Source organism: Pedobacter rhizosphaerae, from assembly GCF_900111155.1.
GTDB classification, from domain to species: Bacteria; Bacteroidota; Bacteroidia; order Sphingobacteriales; family Sphingobacteriaceae; genus Pedobacter; species Pedobacter rhizosphaerae.
Window position 1 is genome coordinate 16,969 of record NZ_FOGG01000028.1, and the last position, 15,904, is coordinate 32,872.

General features: G+C 37.2%; 13 protein-coding genes. 9 read left to right on the forward strand and 4 right to left on the reverse strand.

The window, feature by feature from the left end; all coding sequences use genetic code 11:
• Positions 1 to 74: 74 nt before the first annotated feature.
• Positions 75 to 443: a dihydroneopterin aldolase gene (folB, locus tag BMX11_RS18280; RefSeq protein WP_090886931.1), complete on the forward strand. Its 369-nt coding sequence runs from the start codon at positions 75 to 77 to the stop codon at positions 441 to 443.
• Between the two features lie 3 nt (positions 444 to 446).
• Positions 447 to 1,850, forward strand: a complete 1,404-nt coding sequence (locus BMX11_RS18285; RefSeq protein ID WP_090886934.1) for an FAD-binding oxidoreductase — start codon at positions 447 to 449, stop codon at positions 1,848 to 1,850.
• An 81-nt stretch (positions 1,851 to 1,931) separates the two neighbouring features.
• Here the strand turns inward: BMX11_RS18285 and BMX11_RS18290 are convergent, their stop codons facing one another.
• Positions 1,932 to 2,420, reverse strand: a complete 489-nt coding sequence (locus BMX11_RS18290) for an acyl-CoA thioesterase (protein ID WP_090886937.1) — start codon at positions 2,418 to 2,420, stop codon at positions 1,932 to 1,934.
• 78 nt (positions 2,421 to 2,498) lie between these two features.
• Between BMX11_RS18290 and BMX11_RS18295 the strand changes: the two genes are divergently transcribed.
• Entirely contained in the window at positions 2,499 to 2,930 is a 432-nt protein-coding gene (locus BMX11_RS18295) for an Hsp20/alpha crystallin family protein (protein ID WP_090886940.1), read from the forward strand.
• 679 nt (positions 2,931 to 3,609) lie between these two features.
• The gene (locus BMX11_RS18300) at positions 3,610 to 4,926 is read left to right on the forward strand and encodes a nicotinamide mononucleotide adenylyltransferase (protein ID WP_090886943.1); all 1,317 of its coding nucleotides are present in this window, start codon (positions 3,610 to 3,612) and stop codon (positions 4,924 to 4,926) included.
• 87 nt (positions 4,927 to 5,013) lie between these two features.
• On the opposite strand, the gene BMX11_RS18305 is transcribed toward BMX11_RS18300, so the two are convergent.
• Complete coding sequence (locus BMX11_RS18305; protein ID WP_090886946.1) at positions 5,014 to 6,039, reverse strand: S66 peptidase family protein; 1,026 nt, start codon at positions 6,037 to 6,039, stop codon at positions 5,014 to 5,016.
• Positions 6,040 to 6,806: 767 nt separating this feature from the next.
• Between BMX11_RS18305 and BMX11_RS18310 the strand changes: the two genes are divergently transcribed.
• A complete protein-coding gene (locus tag BMX11_RS18310; RefSeq protein ID WP_090886949.1) occupies positions 6,807 to 8,108 on the forward strand; it encodes a DEAD/DEAH box helicase in 1,302 nt (433 codons plus the stop codon).
• A gap of 181 nt (positions 8,109 to 8,289) precedes the next feature.
• Here BMX11_RS18310 and BMX11_RS18315 read toward each other — a convergent pair whose 3' ends face one another.
• Positions 8,290 to 8,655 (reverse strand): helix-turn-helix domain-containing protein, encoded by a 366-nt coding sequence (locus BMX11_RS18315; protein ID WP_139180224.1) that lies wholly within the window; start codon positions 8,653 to 8,655, stop codon positions 8,290 to 8,292.
• A gap of 57 nt (positions 8,656 to 8,712) precedes the next feature.
• Positions 8,713 to 10,641: an LTA synthase family protein gene (locus BMX11_RS18320; RefSeq protein ID WP_090886955.1), complete on the reverse strand. Its 1,929-nt coding sequence runs from the start codon at positions 10,639 to 10,641 to the stop codon at positions 8,713 to 8,715.
• Positions 10,642 to 11,098: 457 nt separating this feature from the next.
• Between BMX11_RS18320 and BMX11_RS18325 the strand changes: the two genes are divergently transcribed.
• The 4 genes from BMX11_RS18325 to BMX11_RS18340 all read left to right on the forward strand — a co-directional run bounded on the left by BMX11_RS18325 (position 11,099) and on the right by BMX11_RS18340 (position 15,900).
• Entirely contained in the window at positions 11,099 to 11,776 is a 678-nt protein-coding gene (locus BMX11_RS18325) for a response regulator transcription factor (protein WP_090886958.1), read from the forward strand.
• Entirely contained in the window at positions 11,773 to 13,035 is a 1,263-nt protein-coding gene (locus tag BMX11_RS18330; protein ID WP_090886961.1) for a sensor histidine kinase, read from the forward strand. Before BMX11_RS18325 ends, BMX11_RS18330 begins: the two co-directional genes overlap by 4 nt.
• A 50-nt stretch (positions 13,036 to 13,085) precedes the next feature.
• A complete protein-coding gene (locus BMX11_RS18335; RefSeq protein ID WP_245738709.1) occupies positions 13,086 to 13,907 on the forward strand; it encodes a phosphatase PAP2 family protein in 822 nt (273 codons plus the stop codon).
• 391 nt (positions 13,908 to 14,298) lie between these two features.
• On the forward strand, positions 14,299 to 15,900 hold the full coding sequence (locus tag BMX11_RS18340) for a sensor histidine kinase (protein ID WP_090887016.1): 1,602 nt from the start codon (positions 14,299 to 14,301) through the stop codon (positions 15,898 to 15,900).
• The last annotated feature ends 4 nt before the right edge of the window (positions 15,901 to 15,904 follow it).

Here is a 15,904-nt window from a genome sequence, read left to right on the forward strand (position 1 = left end):
TCAAAGGTAACAATTTACCACAAGGGGCATGATATTCGGTAAGAAAAATTAATTTTGTACCATATCAATCACAAATGAGCCATTTCAAACAAACTGTAGCATTAAAAGAAGTAAAATGCTTCGCATTGCACGGTTATTACCCTGAAGAGCAACTTATAGGGAACCACTTTGTAATAGATTTAGAGACTGAGTTTACAGCCCTTGGCTTTGACGATGAGCTTAGTCAGACGGTTAATTATGAAGACCTGAATACGATAATCCTGGAAGAGATGAAGAACACACAAAAACTATTGGAAACGGTTCTAAAAAATATTATTTCTAAAGTTATTGAGCGTTATCCATTTGTAGAAAACATAAAGATCGGAATGAAGAAACTGAATCCACCTATGTTGGGGCAAATCAGCCATTCATTTGTTCAATTATATTATACATCAGCCAAATAAACCATGAATTTTACCAAAATAACGCCTGATATTTTACAGGAAATAAAAGATATACTGGGCGAAAGCAAAGTTTTCACCGATGCGGAGAGCTTGACGAACTACAGTCACGACGAAACGGAGGACTTACGTTTCCAGCCAGAAGTGGTGGTAAAACCTACAACAGCAGAAGAGATTTCAGCATTGCTTAAAATTTGTAATCAATATCATATCCCCGTAACACCAAGGGGCGGAGGTACTGGTTTAAGTGGTGCTGCCTTGCCTATTTATGGTGGTATTTCTTTATCCATGGAGAAATTTAAGTCTATTATTGATATTGATACCGAAAATCTCCAGGCTACCGTTGAACCAGGTGTAATTACCGAAGAGTTTATCAATGCGGTTGCAGAGAAAGGCTTGTTATATCCCGTTGATCCTAGCAGTAAGGGTTCTTGTTTCATAGGTGGAAACGTGGCTCATGGCTCTGGTGGCCCCAGAGTTGTAAAATACAATACAATAAGAGAATATATTTTAAATCTGGAAGTTGTGTTGCCTAATGGCGATATCATCTGGACAGGTGCCAATACCTTAAAGTATGCTTCAGGATATAACTTAACCCAGTTGATGATCGGATCGGAGGGTACTTTGGCCGTAGTCACTAAAATAGTAACCAAGCTTTTGCCAAAACCAGCGCAATCGGTTTTAATGATGGGTTCTTTTAGCTCTAATGAAGAAGCCTGTGCGGCTGTTTCCGCAATTTTTAGGGCAGGGGTTACGCCATCAGCCTTAGAGTTTATGGAGCGAAAGGGAGTGGAGTGGGTGATCAAATTTGATGACATTAAATTTGATTTAAAAGATGATGTAAAGGCGTTATTAATGATCGAATTTGATGGTGATGACCTCGACGATATTTTCAAAAACTGCGAAAAAACAAACCTGGTGTTGGAAGAGTATAACTGCACAGAGGTTTTATTTGCCGATACAGCACAACAGAAAGAAGAACTTTGGCGTATGCGCAGAACCATGGCCGAATCGGTAAAATCTAATTCTGTATATAAGGAGGAAGATACAGTTGTTCCTAGAGCGGCATTACCTCAACTGGTAGCCGGAATTAAAGCTGCCGGTGAGAAATATGGCTTTGAAAGTGTTTGTTATGGTCATGCTGGAGATGGCAATCTGCATGTAAATATTATTAAGGCGGGAATGAGCGATGAGGATTGGAAAACAAAACTTAAATTGGGGATTGCAGAAATATTTGAATTGACCACTGCTTTAGGGGGCACCTTATCGGGCGAACATGGGATAGGATTGGTTCAAAAAGAATTTATGCCAATCAAGTATTCTGAAATTCATTTAAATCTTATGAGAGGTATAAAACAGGTATTCGACCCTAATGGGATTCTAAATCCCGGAAAGATTATGCCAGATTAAATTCGGCAATATATTATTTAACACAAAGACGTTCCTGGTTCATTTCAAGAACCTCTTTGTGCTTTTACACCTAATAATTAACTAAGCATCTAACTGCTCAAAATTGATCATTTTCTGCTTTTCAGCAGTAGGAATGCTTGTGGGCTTACCCGTTGCGTAATCTATTGCGATGCACACCGTTTTCCCTTTGCTACATATAAATTCTTCAGCTCCCTTAACTTTCACAATCTGGTATTCTAAATCAAAACTGGTATTCCCAATCCTTGAGGTTTTAACATGTATGGCAATCTGATCATTCGGAACAATGGGGCTGATATAGTCTAATTCTGCATGAGCAATCACAATACCTGTCTTTTTCCAGTCCCAATTCACAATCTCCTTCCAGTAATTTGTTCTTGCAATTTCCAGATAAGTAAAGTAAACAGAGTTGTTTACATGTCCCATCATATCGAAATCTACAAATCGGAGCGGAACATTCGTTTTGTAGTTGAAATGGTCAGAAAGACTTCTTACTTCTGTCAATTTGTCTTTTAACTTCGAATCTTTTTGCCAAAATGTCTTGAAATTCATGTTTTTTAGGTTTGGTATATAAGTTGAATAAGTTGAAGTATCAAATTAAAAATTAAAAAAAAATAAAGAATTAGCGATATGACACTTGTAAATTTCAACAACAGAACACGTAACACAGCGCCTTATTTTAACAATGTTTTTGACTCATTGTTTAGCGATGCAATAACAAAAAACAAATTGATTGACAAATCACCAAATGTTAACATTAGTGAATCTGAAAGTGCTTATGTGATTGAGTTGGCTGCGCCAGGTTTAAAGAAAGAAGATTTTCAGATTAACCTTAAAAAAGATACGCTTTCTGTTTGGGCAGAAGTAAAAACTCAGGAAACAGAAACAGCGAAAGATTTCACTCGTAAAGAGTTTGATTACAGCTCTTTTGCCAGATCATTTAATTTACCTGATAGTGCAGATGGAGAGAAAATTACCGCAGAATATAAAGACGGAATTTTAAATATCACCATCAGTAAAAAAGATGAAGCTAAATTGCAAAAAGAGATTGTAGTTTCATAATCAAAGAGATTGAACGTTTTTTCATAATAGTTTAAGTTTAGGTTTATAAGGGTAACGTCGGATTGTGTTACCCTTATTTTTTTGGAGTTATCCTATCTAAAAATCCAACAATAAAACCTAATCAAAAAACCTGTTATAAACTCCCATCAAAAACCGTCCTGCTGAATTTATTTCAGCATCTTTAACGTAAGGCCCCTAAGATAAATTCAGGGTGACGACCGTACTAAAGACCCCTCAAAAAACCTGTTCCAAAGTCCTATCATAAATCCCGTCCTGCTGAACTTGTTTCAGCATCTTTAACGTAAGGCTCTGAAATGAATTCAGGGTGACGACCGCATTAAAGCTCCCTTAAAGAAACCTGCTCAAACCCTTATCCAAATCCCGTCCTGCTGAATTTATTTCAGCATCTTTAACATAAGCCCCCTAAAATAAATTCAGGGTGGCGACCGCACTAGAGATCCGTTAAGAAACCCTGCTCAAACCCTTATCCAAAATCCCGTCCTGCTGAATTTATTTCAGCATCTTTAATGAAAACCCCCAAAAACAAACTTTAACGCATAAGAATTTCAAAGTACGCACAACCAGACACCCTTATTTTATTTTGCTAAATACGTATTTAGATTGATTTTAATTTGGCATCAGGATTTACCCACAACGCATTTTTTTGTACTTTTGCGCCATGGAAAGAGAAATTCTGGATACTAAACGTAAAGCCTTAAAAATAAATCTAGACCCAAGAATATATGGCACCTTTGCCGAAATTGGTGCTGGACAAGAAGTTTCGAGAAACTTTTTTAATGCTGGCGCAGCATCCGGAACAGTAGCTAAAACCATGTCGGCCTACGATATGACTTTCAGCGATGCTATTTATGGCGCAGAAACGAACGGCAGATACGTAAGTCAGAACAGACTTTTGCAAATGCTCGATCATGAATTTGGTCTTTTAAATGAGCGTTTATCTGGAGAAAAGTATGAAAGCCGCACCTTTTTCGCTTTTGCTGATACCGTTACTACGCTTAACTACAAACGTACCAATGAACCTCATGGTTGGGTGGGTATTCGATTCCAAAGCGAAGCGGGAGGATTACCTAACGAAATATTTTTCCACGTTCGCCTGCTCGACACTGATGTGAATATGCAACAACGGGTGTTGGGTATTATTGGTGTTAACCTTGTTTATGCTGCATTTTACCATTATCAAGACCCAAAATTGATGGTAGAGTCTTTAGCTGATAACTTAACAATCGGCTCTGTAGAAATTGACTTAATCTCTGTTAAGGGCCCTGCTTTCGAGGGAGTTAATAACATCCTACTCAATTTATACATGATTATGAAGGATTTTTCTGCGGCAGCTATTTTCGATGCCGATGCACATCCTCGCCAGGCTAAAGACTTGTTGTACAAGAAGGATATCATGATCCTGCGCACCAAATACGGACAGAAATCTAATCCGAACTTTAGCCTTTTTAACAAAGCAACGGAACAATTTAAACGCACCAATCATGTAGAAGACAGTAATTTAGCTGTAATGATTGAGGTACTTTTAACCAATGTTTTAACAGATGCACAAGAAACTCCTGACGACATTGACTTAGAGACTGTTGCCAGAAGAACCCAGGATATGTGCGATACTGGAAACATTGTAATTGTATCTAATTTCACCCGCCATAACCGTTTAGCCAAGTATCTAGCCAGATGCAAGCCTAAAAGCGTGGGTTTGGCAACCAACATTAACAACTTAAAATTTGTATTCAACTCTACGAATTTTACTGGTGAAAATTACTCAGGACAATTGCTGAGCTACGTAAATGACATGTTTAGCACCAATGTAAGGCTTTTTGCTTATCCATTCCTGGATAAAAAAACCAATCAGGTAATTACAACAGCAAACATGCCGGTTACACCAGATGCGAAACCATTATTCGACTTCCTTTTAGTTAACGATTACATCACCGACATCAAAGATTACGAAGATGACGAAGTTAAAACCGTTTAATTGCAGAGTTTCTCATTGACATGCTTGTAGCTTTCACTAATCAGAAATTTATTCTCGACTCCAAATACGAGTTATCGGCCTAATCAATCACTCAATAGTTCTTAGTGTAGTACCAGCTTCAGTCACCATTAAAGTGTGTTTTACGCCACATTTTAGGGCAAAGTTATTTCGTTGATGTCCAACAGGAAAATCAAAAGCAATAGGGTAGTGGTAATCCTTTACTTTTTCCAGTACAATATCATAGATCGTTTTTCCGAATTCTTCCCCGGCATCTTCTGGTTTAATCTTAAATCCGCCAACTATTATCCCTTTGAGATGTTCCAGTTTACCAGTCCTTTTTAAGTTCCAAAGCATCCTGTCTATACTATAAAGATACTCACCTGTATCTTCTATAAATAAGATTTTATCTCGGGTATCTAAATCCGAATGGCTTCCTGCAAGCGTTTCTATAATACTTAAATTACCACCTATCAGGATAGCATCTGTTTTTCCCAAACGGTTGTTGGGGTGTGCAGGAGCAACATATCCCATTTGCTCACCCATCAGTGCATGCTTTATCGATAATATGGTTTCAATCTGAATAGGCTCTGCCTTGATCCAATCGTCAGGAAAACTATTGCACATTTTAGAATGAATAGATGCTATCCGGTAATTTCTGGCCAAATGACAATGAATTACCGTAATGTCACTAAAGCCAATAATCCACTTTGGATTCTTTTTAAAAGATGAAAAATCCAGCTCATCAATGATTCTTACAAAACCATATCCGCCTCTGGCACACATAATAGCCTTAACATCCGGATCATCCAGCATTTGTTGAAAATCAGCTAAACGCTCTTCATCACTACCGCCATAGGTAAAATCTCTTTTACCAATCGTTTGTCCTACTTTAATGTTAAAGCCCCAGCTTCTTATTAAAGCTACCGAAGGTTCAATTTGCGCCAAAGTGATATAACCTGCCGGACTTGTAATACCAATGGTATCGCCTTCTTTTAGATGTGCAGGTATAATAAAAGATGATTTGTCGTTTTCAAGGGAGCCTGCGAGGCTTTTAAGTGTAGGAAAAAGTGCAGGAACTGCAATAAATGAAGAAAGGAAAAGTTTTCTGTTCATCTAAATCAAAAATGAAGGGTGGTTTAGCGAATATAGTATTTATAATCCCGTGTTAAATGCAAAAAGGGATTTATATCCATAAATCCCTTTTCTAAACCAAACAAATTAATCTGTAAAAGATTAGTATAATGTGAATTATATAGATAACCGCTAATGATTTAAAAAGTTTTGAGATTTTCAAAAAAAAATAATTCCATATAAAAAAAGCAAGACTACCCATCGCGGATAGTCTTGCTAACAACAAAACAAATATAAGATAACCAAATCTTACCTGATCTGAGCGTGATCAGGATTAAAGTGTAATGAGTAACACTTGCGGCCTAGTAGTGGATTCGAACCACTGTATAGAGGTTAATAATACCTTTACCTTCCCATCAGTCAACTGGCCTTCTTATTAAACTTGTTTTAACGTGAGATAATTTTGCAGCTCTATGGCCTGCTCATCTTTTATATCAGACGATAAGTTAAAGTCACTCCATACTTGTTCAGTAGTATTAACTGGCAATGTTAGATTAGGATAATCATCTATTGCTGGATATTGAAAATAAATAGACATATCTTAGTGCTTTAATGTTCAAACTGTATCAGTACGTATTAACAGGAGCAAATATATAAACTATTCTATAATATCTATAGATTTAGTAGAATTTATTTTAAAATAATTTATTTTGCTTTACAAGGGCCTAAACATTAAAGTAATCTTCGTTCAATTCAAAAAAGCTAATTATTTTAAGGATATTTGCAAATCTTAACAAATCATAGGAATTGTGTCTTTAGAAAAATTAAAACTTAGCAAGCAACTTGTTGCATCAATGACGGATGCCGGATTTCTAACCCCAAAGGAAATTCAAGCGAAAACAATGTCGAGGATTTTAGGTGGGCAAGATGTTATCGCAGTAGGGCCTGAAGGATCTGGTAAAACGACGACCTACGTTTTAGCCACACTAATGAAACTAAAATATGCATTTGAGGAAGCACCAAGAGCGTTAATTCTTGTTCCCGATGCAGAACATGTTGCACATGTTTTAGAACAATTTAAGCTCCTGAATCGCAACAGTACTTTTAGAATATTGGGCATTGATAGTACAGGGAGTATTGAAAATCAAATGAATGAGGTAACCGATGGTGTGGATATTATTGTAGCCGTACCTGATCGCGCCAGAGCATTATATTTAAAACTGGCATTGAACACCAATAAGATTCAATTGTTTATTGTAGACAATGCCGAGCTGATTGTTAAGAAAGGCTTGCAACTGCCTGTAGTAGAATTGGCTAATAGTGCTTATAAATCTCAGCACGTTGTATTTACCGAGGTGCTTCATGACAAACTCAATCACATGATTTCTCCTTTTATGAAGGATTCCTCTGTGACCATAGAAGTAGATGAACTTGGAGCAGGTGATGCAGAGGTATATCCGCAAATGCTATACAATGTACCTAATTTTAGAACTAAGCTAAATTTGTTAACGGTTCTATTAAATGATACAGAAACCTTTGATAAGGTTATCATTTTTGTGAATACACGCTTAACTGCCCAAACAGTTTATAAAAACTTCAATCACATTAACGCGCAGGAGATTGGTATTTATAAACCATTGTTTTTTGATGACGCTGGCTTCGATAGTTTAGATGAGTTTATGGAGAACCCTGATTCCCGTATACTTATTGCTGCAAACGAAAATTTTACTGAAGCTGACCTGAAAGGAATTCCATTTATTTTTCATTTTGAGTTACCTGAGCAAAAGGAAACTTTAATTCAGCGCATTATCAAGCGTGATGAAACAGAAGATGCCATTGCTATTAATTTCTCTACAGATATTGAACTGGCTGAAGTAAAGAAAATTGAACAGGCAATAGGGCAGAAGATGCAGGTAATGGATTTGCCAGAGGATTTAAAGATAGTGGATGCGGCAGCAAAACCTAAAAAGAAAAAAGGAGAGGAAGATGAAGAGCAGAGCGATAGAGGGGCAGCTTTTCATGAGAAAAAAGCAAGCAACACTAAAAATTATAATTATAGCGCCGGAACTAAAGCTAAAATGACCTATAAGAAGAAAAAGGGACTGAGTTAGAAATTGATATCAACACAATCATTATGCATCAAGCATATGAAAAATCCTCAGCTAATTCTGGGGATTTTTCGTTTTCAAATTGGAAAATGAACCTTGTAGCTAGCGAAGTTTTCTTATCTCCTTAAATTCGATTGTTTTTCGTCAGGACACATCACTGTTGGCACGCTTGAAGGTTTTTACATTAGCGTTTCTGCAAATTCTCATAAGAAATAATCATTTTTGCCTGGCTTTTAATCATTTCATCCTTTAAATCTAACAAACGGTTTTTCTCCTCTAAAATGGTTTTTAGGAGCGCAACTTCATCTTCGATTGATTCTCTTGCATCAGTCCGTAGTTTTTTAAGCTCGATATCGTGATAGTAATATTCGAATAGATTTGTTCCTAATGCAAGCGAGATTTGCATCAACAGATTGGTCTCGATCGTATTTAATTTCAAAATCTGATCGAGTGTAAAGCGCGAAATATTTAGTCTGCTGCTAAGCTCACCTTTGGTTATTTCCTTAGACTTCATCTCTTTCCAAATCATTAGCCCAATGTTTATTGCCATAGTTTGTGTTTTATATTCTTTTCGTATTGGTCTTATTGTTCTCCATAAGATAGGCTGTTATTTTGAAAATCCATAAAGTCCTTTCTGATATAGATAAGCTGCCATCTGATAATTGGCTATCGTTTCATCTATAAGTGCTGCATCTGCCGGTATACTTACTGCACTGCCAGTGTTAAAATCAGGCTTAAGGGTGGCGGCTTTTTTATTCGGATCAAGGATAATCAGTTTGCCTCCCTTGATGTAGCCTAAACTCTGATAGGTACTGATAAATGCCCGTTCATTCCCCTTTTTAAGATGAAATACATCCTGACCAAAAAACTTACTGGTATAATCAAAACCCAGATATCCGAGTATGGTGGGGCCGATATCGATCTGAGCCGTTAATTTCTCGAATTTTCCGGGATTTATGTGTCCAGGACTATAAATAATCATTGGGATATGGTATTTATCAACTGGAAGCTCCACTTTTCCAGCACTCGATGCACAGTGATCTGCCACAATAATGAAAAGCGTATTAGAAAACCAGGGTTTAAGTCTGGCTTCACGAATAAATTTTCCGATCGCGTAATCTGTATATTTTACGGCACCTTCTCTACTGGTGTGGGATGGAATATCAATTCGTCCCTCAGGATAGGTGTACGGACGGTGGTTAGACACAGTCATGATCTGTGCGAAGAAAGGCTTTTTATTTTTGTAGTCCTCATCCAGTTTTCTTAAAGATAGCGTAAACAAATCCTCATCAGCAACGCCCCAGATGTTAGAATAATGAATATCAGTATTTTGAAGGGCGGTCCGATCTGTTACCTGATAGCCGTTGTTGGAAAAAAATTCGTTCATATTATCAAAATAGCCATACCCGCCATATATAAACCGACTGCTATATCCTTTAGAGCGAAATACACTACCTAAGGTAAACAAGTTCTTATTGTCAGGCCGTTTCACAATGGATTGTCCAGGTGTAGGGGGAAGGCATAGCGAAAGTGCCTCTAAACCCCGAACAGTTCTTGTTCCTGAAGCGTAAAGATTTTTGAAAAGCAATCCATGGTTAGCCAAGGAATCGAGTTGAGGAGTAAGGTGCTGGGTATTGCCAAAGGCACCAAGAAATTCTGCACTAAGACTTTCAACACTAATCAATACAACATTCATCTTATTTTCCGGCAGGCCGTTATTGATTTTTCTTGTGGTATAATCTCCAAACTTTTGCGTATCTGTTGTGTCGGACAGTAAGGACTGCATAATTTGCGAATCTTTTTTTACTGAAAGTGTTCGATAAAAAGTATCATAATCTAACTGATTGTGCCAGAAAGCAAAGCCGAAATCGTACATGCCGTTTCCTGCAAGTTCATTATCGTACTGATTGGTACTGTGATTTTTCCATTTATGGCTAACACCAAAATATACCATCACCGGAATGCATAAGATGAGTAAGGCATACTTACTGCGTTTCTTCCATTTCATTTCTCTTTCGGTAGAAATTAAAATAACTTTTCTTAAAAGATAAACGAATGCACCAGTACACAATAACAATATCACCATTATGGTATTTATAGGATAAGACTGACGGATGTTGCCAATAACCTCGGTGGTATATACCAGATAATCTACCGCAATAAAATTATACCTTACTGAAAACTCTTCCCAAAAAAACCACTCGGATACCGCATTGAAAATCAGTGAAAAGATCACAATGAAAAAATAGCTTACGAGTAAGGTTTTGCTAATCTGCCCCTTATACCATTTAGATGGAAATAGCCAGAGATATATCACGATCGGTATAACGGCAAATGAGGCTGCTGCAAGATCATATAGGAATCCGATAAGAAATATTTTGATCAGGTTAAATATGGACCAGTCTACCTGACCAGCACTGGAAAGCATAAGTGTTATCCTGCTGAGCAAGGAGATCGTACACAACAGCATCACGGCAAGTGCAACAGGTCCAAATCTGTTTTCAAATATCTTAATCGTCTTTTCTTTTATAGTCATAAATGATACTTTCACTATAGAAAATGAAGTCTTTCCGTTGTGACCTGCAAATGTAGATTCCAATTCTGTAGAAATTCTGAAGATAATACAACAGGGATTGAAGCACCCCAAATGGCTTTAAAACTTATAACTGTATCCCAACCGAAAAACCTGGGTTTCATAATAATCAGTGCTGTTTAATATAAAGCCATTTCCAGTGATCTGTTTACTGATCTTCAATGATTTCAGGATGTCATTACCTTTCATCTGAATCTGGTTTTTCGAAATGGAGCACCATCAACTGGCAGTAAGAGCTCAAAATCTTCAATTGTCGCTTGCAATCTAGAAAGCAAATCTGGAGAGATTCTGAAGTAAGAATCAAGACTTCAGCTTTGCTTCAGAATTAACGGCTATTCTTGTATGAAAGATGCAAAATACAATGACTTTTGCGTTTCATTTTATTTCAATAATTTACATCATGAAAATTTTAATCATCGAAGATGAGCAAGGGTTGTTGGAAAGCATACTTGCCTACTTTACAGGTGAGGGCAATATTTGCGAGTATGCCACTGATTTTATACAGGCCTCAGAAAAGATTGCCTTGTATAATTACGACTGCATACTGCTTGATCTTGGCTTGCCTGGAGGGGAAGGATTAGTACTCCTGGATAAAATCAAAAAGATGAAAAAACGTGATGGAGTATTGATTATTTCTGCCAGGCACTCTCTTGACGACAGACTTGCCGGATTGGATCTTGGGGCAGATGATTATCTGGTGAAGCCGTTTCACCTTTCTGAGTTAAAGGCGCGGGTGAGCGCTATTGTCAGGCGTAAGAATTTCGAGGGAGATAATGTAATCGTATTTAATGAAATCAGGGTTGATGTATCTGCCATGAACGTTTATGTAAAAGAAAAACAGGTATTTTTAACTAAGAAAGAATTTGATTTATTGGTTTATTTTCTATCTAACAAGCATAAAGTAGTAACTAAAAATGCCATGGCCGAGCATCTTTGGGGAGATGAAATGGATTTGTCTGATGATTTTGATTTTATCTATACCCATGTCAAGAACCTGAAGAAAAAGCTTACAGAGGCAGGCGGACAGGACTATTTGAGATCGGTTTATGGTATAGGCTATAAATTTGGCGACCTATGAGGCTTTCAGATAAATACAATAGGGCAAACCTGTTTACCTCTCTGATTGTGTTGATTATTACGGGGATTGTTTACTATGTGGTTATCCATTTTATTCTCACAGAAAGACTGGATCGAGATCTTGCCGTTGAAGAGAACGAGATTCGTCAATATACCAATACCTATAAAAAACTTCCTCTTCCTGCCAGCTACATTGATCAGCAGATATCTTTTAAAGTATTTAATGGAGACACAACCAATATCAGGGAGTTCACCTACACCACTTACCTTAACCCAAAAGATAATGAGGTTGAGCCAGGCAGAATGCTGATCACTACAGTACAGCTTAATGGCAAGGTTTTTCTGGCTACCATTACAAAATCGAGGGTAGAATCTGAAGATCTGGTACGTATTATTTTGTTAATCACGCTTGGAGTAACCATGATATTGTTGATTGCACTCATATTTGTAAATAGATTTTTGCTCAACAGGCTATGGCAACCTTTCTTCACTATCCTCAACCGGATGAAGGGTTTTGAAGTAGCGAAAATGGAGAATATTCAGGAAGTACCCACCCCAATAGACGAATTTAACGAACTTAACAAGTCTGTAAATGAGATGGCTGCAAAAGTGAAGCAAGACTACAAAGAACTAAAAAGCTTTACTGATAACGCCTCTCATGAGATGATGACACCACTTGCGGTAATCAACTCCAAATTAGATTCCTTATTACAAACCGGATCTTTTTCACAACCTCAGGGAGCGCTGTTAGAAGATATTTACCATGCAACCGGCCGACTTTCCAGACTGCACCAATCACTGTTACTGCTCGCTAAAATCGAAAACCACCTGATAGCAGATGTTCAACACTTTGATTTAAAAGAGCTTATTGAAGCGAAAATCAGGCAATTTCAGGAGCTTTTCGAACGCATTGACCTTCATCTGGAATCGACATTAGAGAATTGTTCTGTGGAAATGAGTAGATATCTGGCTGATATCCTGTTGAATAATCTAATAGGTAATGCGATCAGACACAATCACCATAGCGGTCAAATCAAGATCAAGCTCAGCAAAGATCAACTGATCATCTCCAATACCGGAAAGAACAAACAGATACAGCAGAACCTTTTCGATCGTTTTTCGAAATCGGCAGAATCTGAGGGGATGGGACTGGGTTTGGCCATTTCTAAGCAGATCTGTCAGCTTTATGGCTTCGAGATCATTTACGAATATATTGGGGAAGAGCATTTTTTTACTGTTCAGTTTAATTCAAAGGATTAACTACAGAATTGCTACAAAATTGCCTTTTAGTTTTGATGAAAATGAAGACTATGAAAAGGACTTTTGGAACGCTATTATTGATGGTCAGCATGGTTGCAACATTGCCTGCACAAGAACTTTCTGCATTACCATCCATGGGTCAGAAAACAGATTCACTGATTAAATTACCCGGTGATTCAACTGGTCGTTGGTATGCCGGAAACGATATTCCCAAAAAAAAGTTCAATACTAAAGCCTTTATCATTCCCGCAATATTTATCGGCTATGGATTTGCCGCAGTGTATGATCATGGAGCACTTAAGCAACTGGATTTGAGCACTAAGGATGAACTTCAGGAAGATCATCCCAGGTTTGCTGCTCATGTAGATGATTATTTGCAACTTGCACCAGCAGCAGCGGTTTACGCGCTTAATCTATCTGGGGTAAAGGGCAAACACAATCTCTTCGATGCCTCTATGTTATACCTAACATCATCTGTTATTATGGGCGCTTCTACGCATTTTGTTAAGCAGGGTGTTGGAAGAATGAGACCAGACCTTTCGGGTATAAATTCCTTTCCTTCAGGCCATACCGCGTCTGCATTTATGGCAGCAGAATTTCTGCATCAAGAGTATAAAGATGCCAACCCCTGGATCAGCTATGCTGGCTATTTTGTAGCAACTGCGACAGGAACACTTAGAATGTACAATAACAAGCACTGGTTTAGTGACGTAGTAGCTGGCGCAGGCTTTGGTATTGCCTCTACCAAAATCGCCTACTTGATTTATCCTTACATGAAGGGAATATTTAATAAAAAGAACCCAGGCAGATTTAGCCTGATGCCATTCTACCAGTCAGGTACTATGGGAGTAATGTTATCGGGAAAATTGTAATGCTCCATAGGAGCAGAGTCATGCCATTAAATAAGGCAAGAAAATCATCATGAGGAGAATTTATTTCACATAAAACAATGTGATTGCTATTTGTTCAGTTCTCTACACACTCTGCAATCACAAAATTTTCATTTCTACATTTACTGTAGTCACTGAGTACTATCAGAAAGTTTATTTGAGGAATATACACTCTTTTGGCAAAACTCAAATTCTGCACAAAACAATTCCGCTACTATTTCAAACACGCCCTTTGCTGTTTTATGGTTTTAGTTTTGGTATTATTGCCACAAGTTTGATGAAATCATCGTGAGCATTAGCAATTATTATTGCTCATGATGGCTGAATTACCACAAAATGAAACTAAACGGTAATGAAAATTAAACTTAGAAGTATGAAAAAGATAATCTTAACATTACTCAGCTTTATTATTGCCCTACCTACAGTAAGTGCACAAAAGGGCATTGACTTTTCCCGGAGTTATCCCGCCGGAGGGAAATTGCTCATGTGTGTAGATAGTTCAGCAAAAAATATCTATTACAATAATATATTTCCTAATCAGCCGCATACTTTCTTTAATTATTTACCTGAAGTTAATCAGATAAGCATTCAGATTTATTTTAGACAAAATATCAATATAAAGCACTATCGGTACACCATCTTGGTGGATAACAAACCTGTAGCCATAAACAAATCTATTGATATGGCACAGCTTAAAGATGCCAATGCTGGCGATGAAGAAGTATTCCTTTCTACAACACTTGGGATTTTCCCTATAAAAGGCAAAATGATTACAACATTGGTTTACAGCATCGAAAAACCAATGGATATTGACAAATCTGTCTTTTATGGAAAGCCTATTCCCAGAGCCAAAATTAAAGGTTTATCAAAGCGTTTCGCCACTGACAAGGGGGTTGATTACAACTGGATTACTGACCCAAAGCCTTCAACGAAACTGATTTTAACAGCAAAAGATGACGAGTTAACCATTGTAAAAGACAAATCAGATATCGATTATCTCTATTACACCTCTATAAAGGACAACCAAACCGATAAAATCATCTTCGAATCTACTACCTGGCAATATGGCGGCTTAATTGAAGAGCATCAGTTTTTACCTTACCTAAAGATTGATAAGAACATTTTCAAAAAATCCGGAGATTATGAAATTATTATTCAGCCATCCTCATTTACCCGATATAAGATGTCGCCAAAAGAAATGGAAAAATATACCTCCAGGTATATGCTTTCCGTCACTTTAGATGAAGAAAACTATACCAAAAAAGAAGTTTTTACATTCGTATCTTTTGTAGCACTCTTAATTGGATTAGCCTTTCTTATTATCATTTATTTGATCAAAAAAAGAAACAAAAAAGATTTGGCAGAAAAAGAACAGCAAAAAAATACCGCAAGACTTCAGCTTAATGCTGTTCGTTCCCAATTAAATCCTCATTTTCTTTTCAATGCACTCGCCGGCATTCAAAATTTAATGAACAAAAATGAAATAGACAATGCCAATAAATACCTTTCCAAATTTGCACGGTTGACCCGCAATGTACTTGACGACAAAGAACTGATTAGTTTATCTCAGGAAAAAACTTTGCTAGACGATTATCTACAAATGGAGCAACTACGCTTTGGCTTTACTTACGACATTGGTTTCTCTCCAAACTTAGACTTGGATATTACAGAAATCCCCAGCATGTTGCTTCAACCATTTGTAGAGAACGCAGTGAAACATGGTATTTCCCGAAAATCGATCAATGGAAAAATTAATATCACTTTTAATAAGGAAGCAAATGATTTGGTATTAACCGTTAGCGATAACGGAAACGGATTTGACACTGAAAAAAAGAGCAGTGGTTTAGGACTTCTTTTAAGTCAAAATAGAATAGCACTTTTAAATAGCATTTATAAAGAAAATCGCTTTACTTTAGCTACAGAATCAACCAGTAACGGCACTAAAATAATCTTAACATTAACCAATTGGCTATAATAGA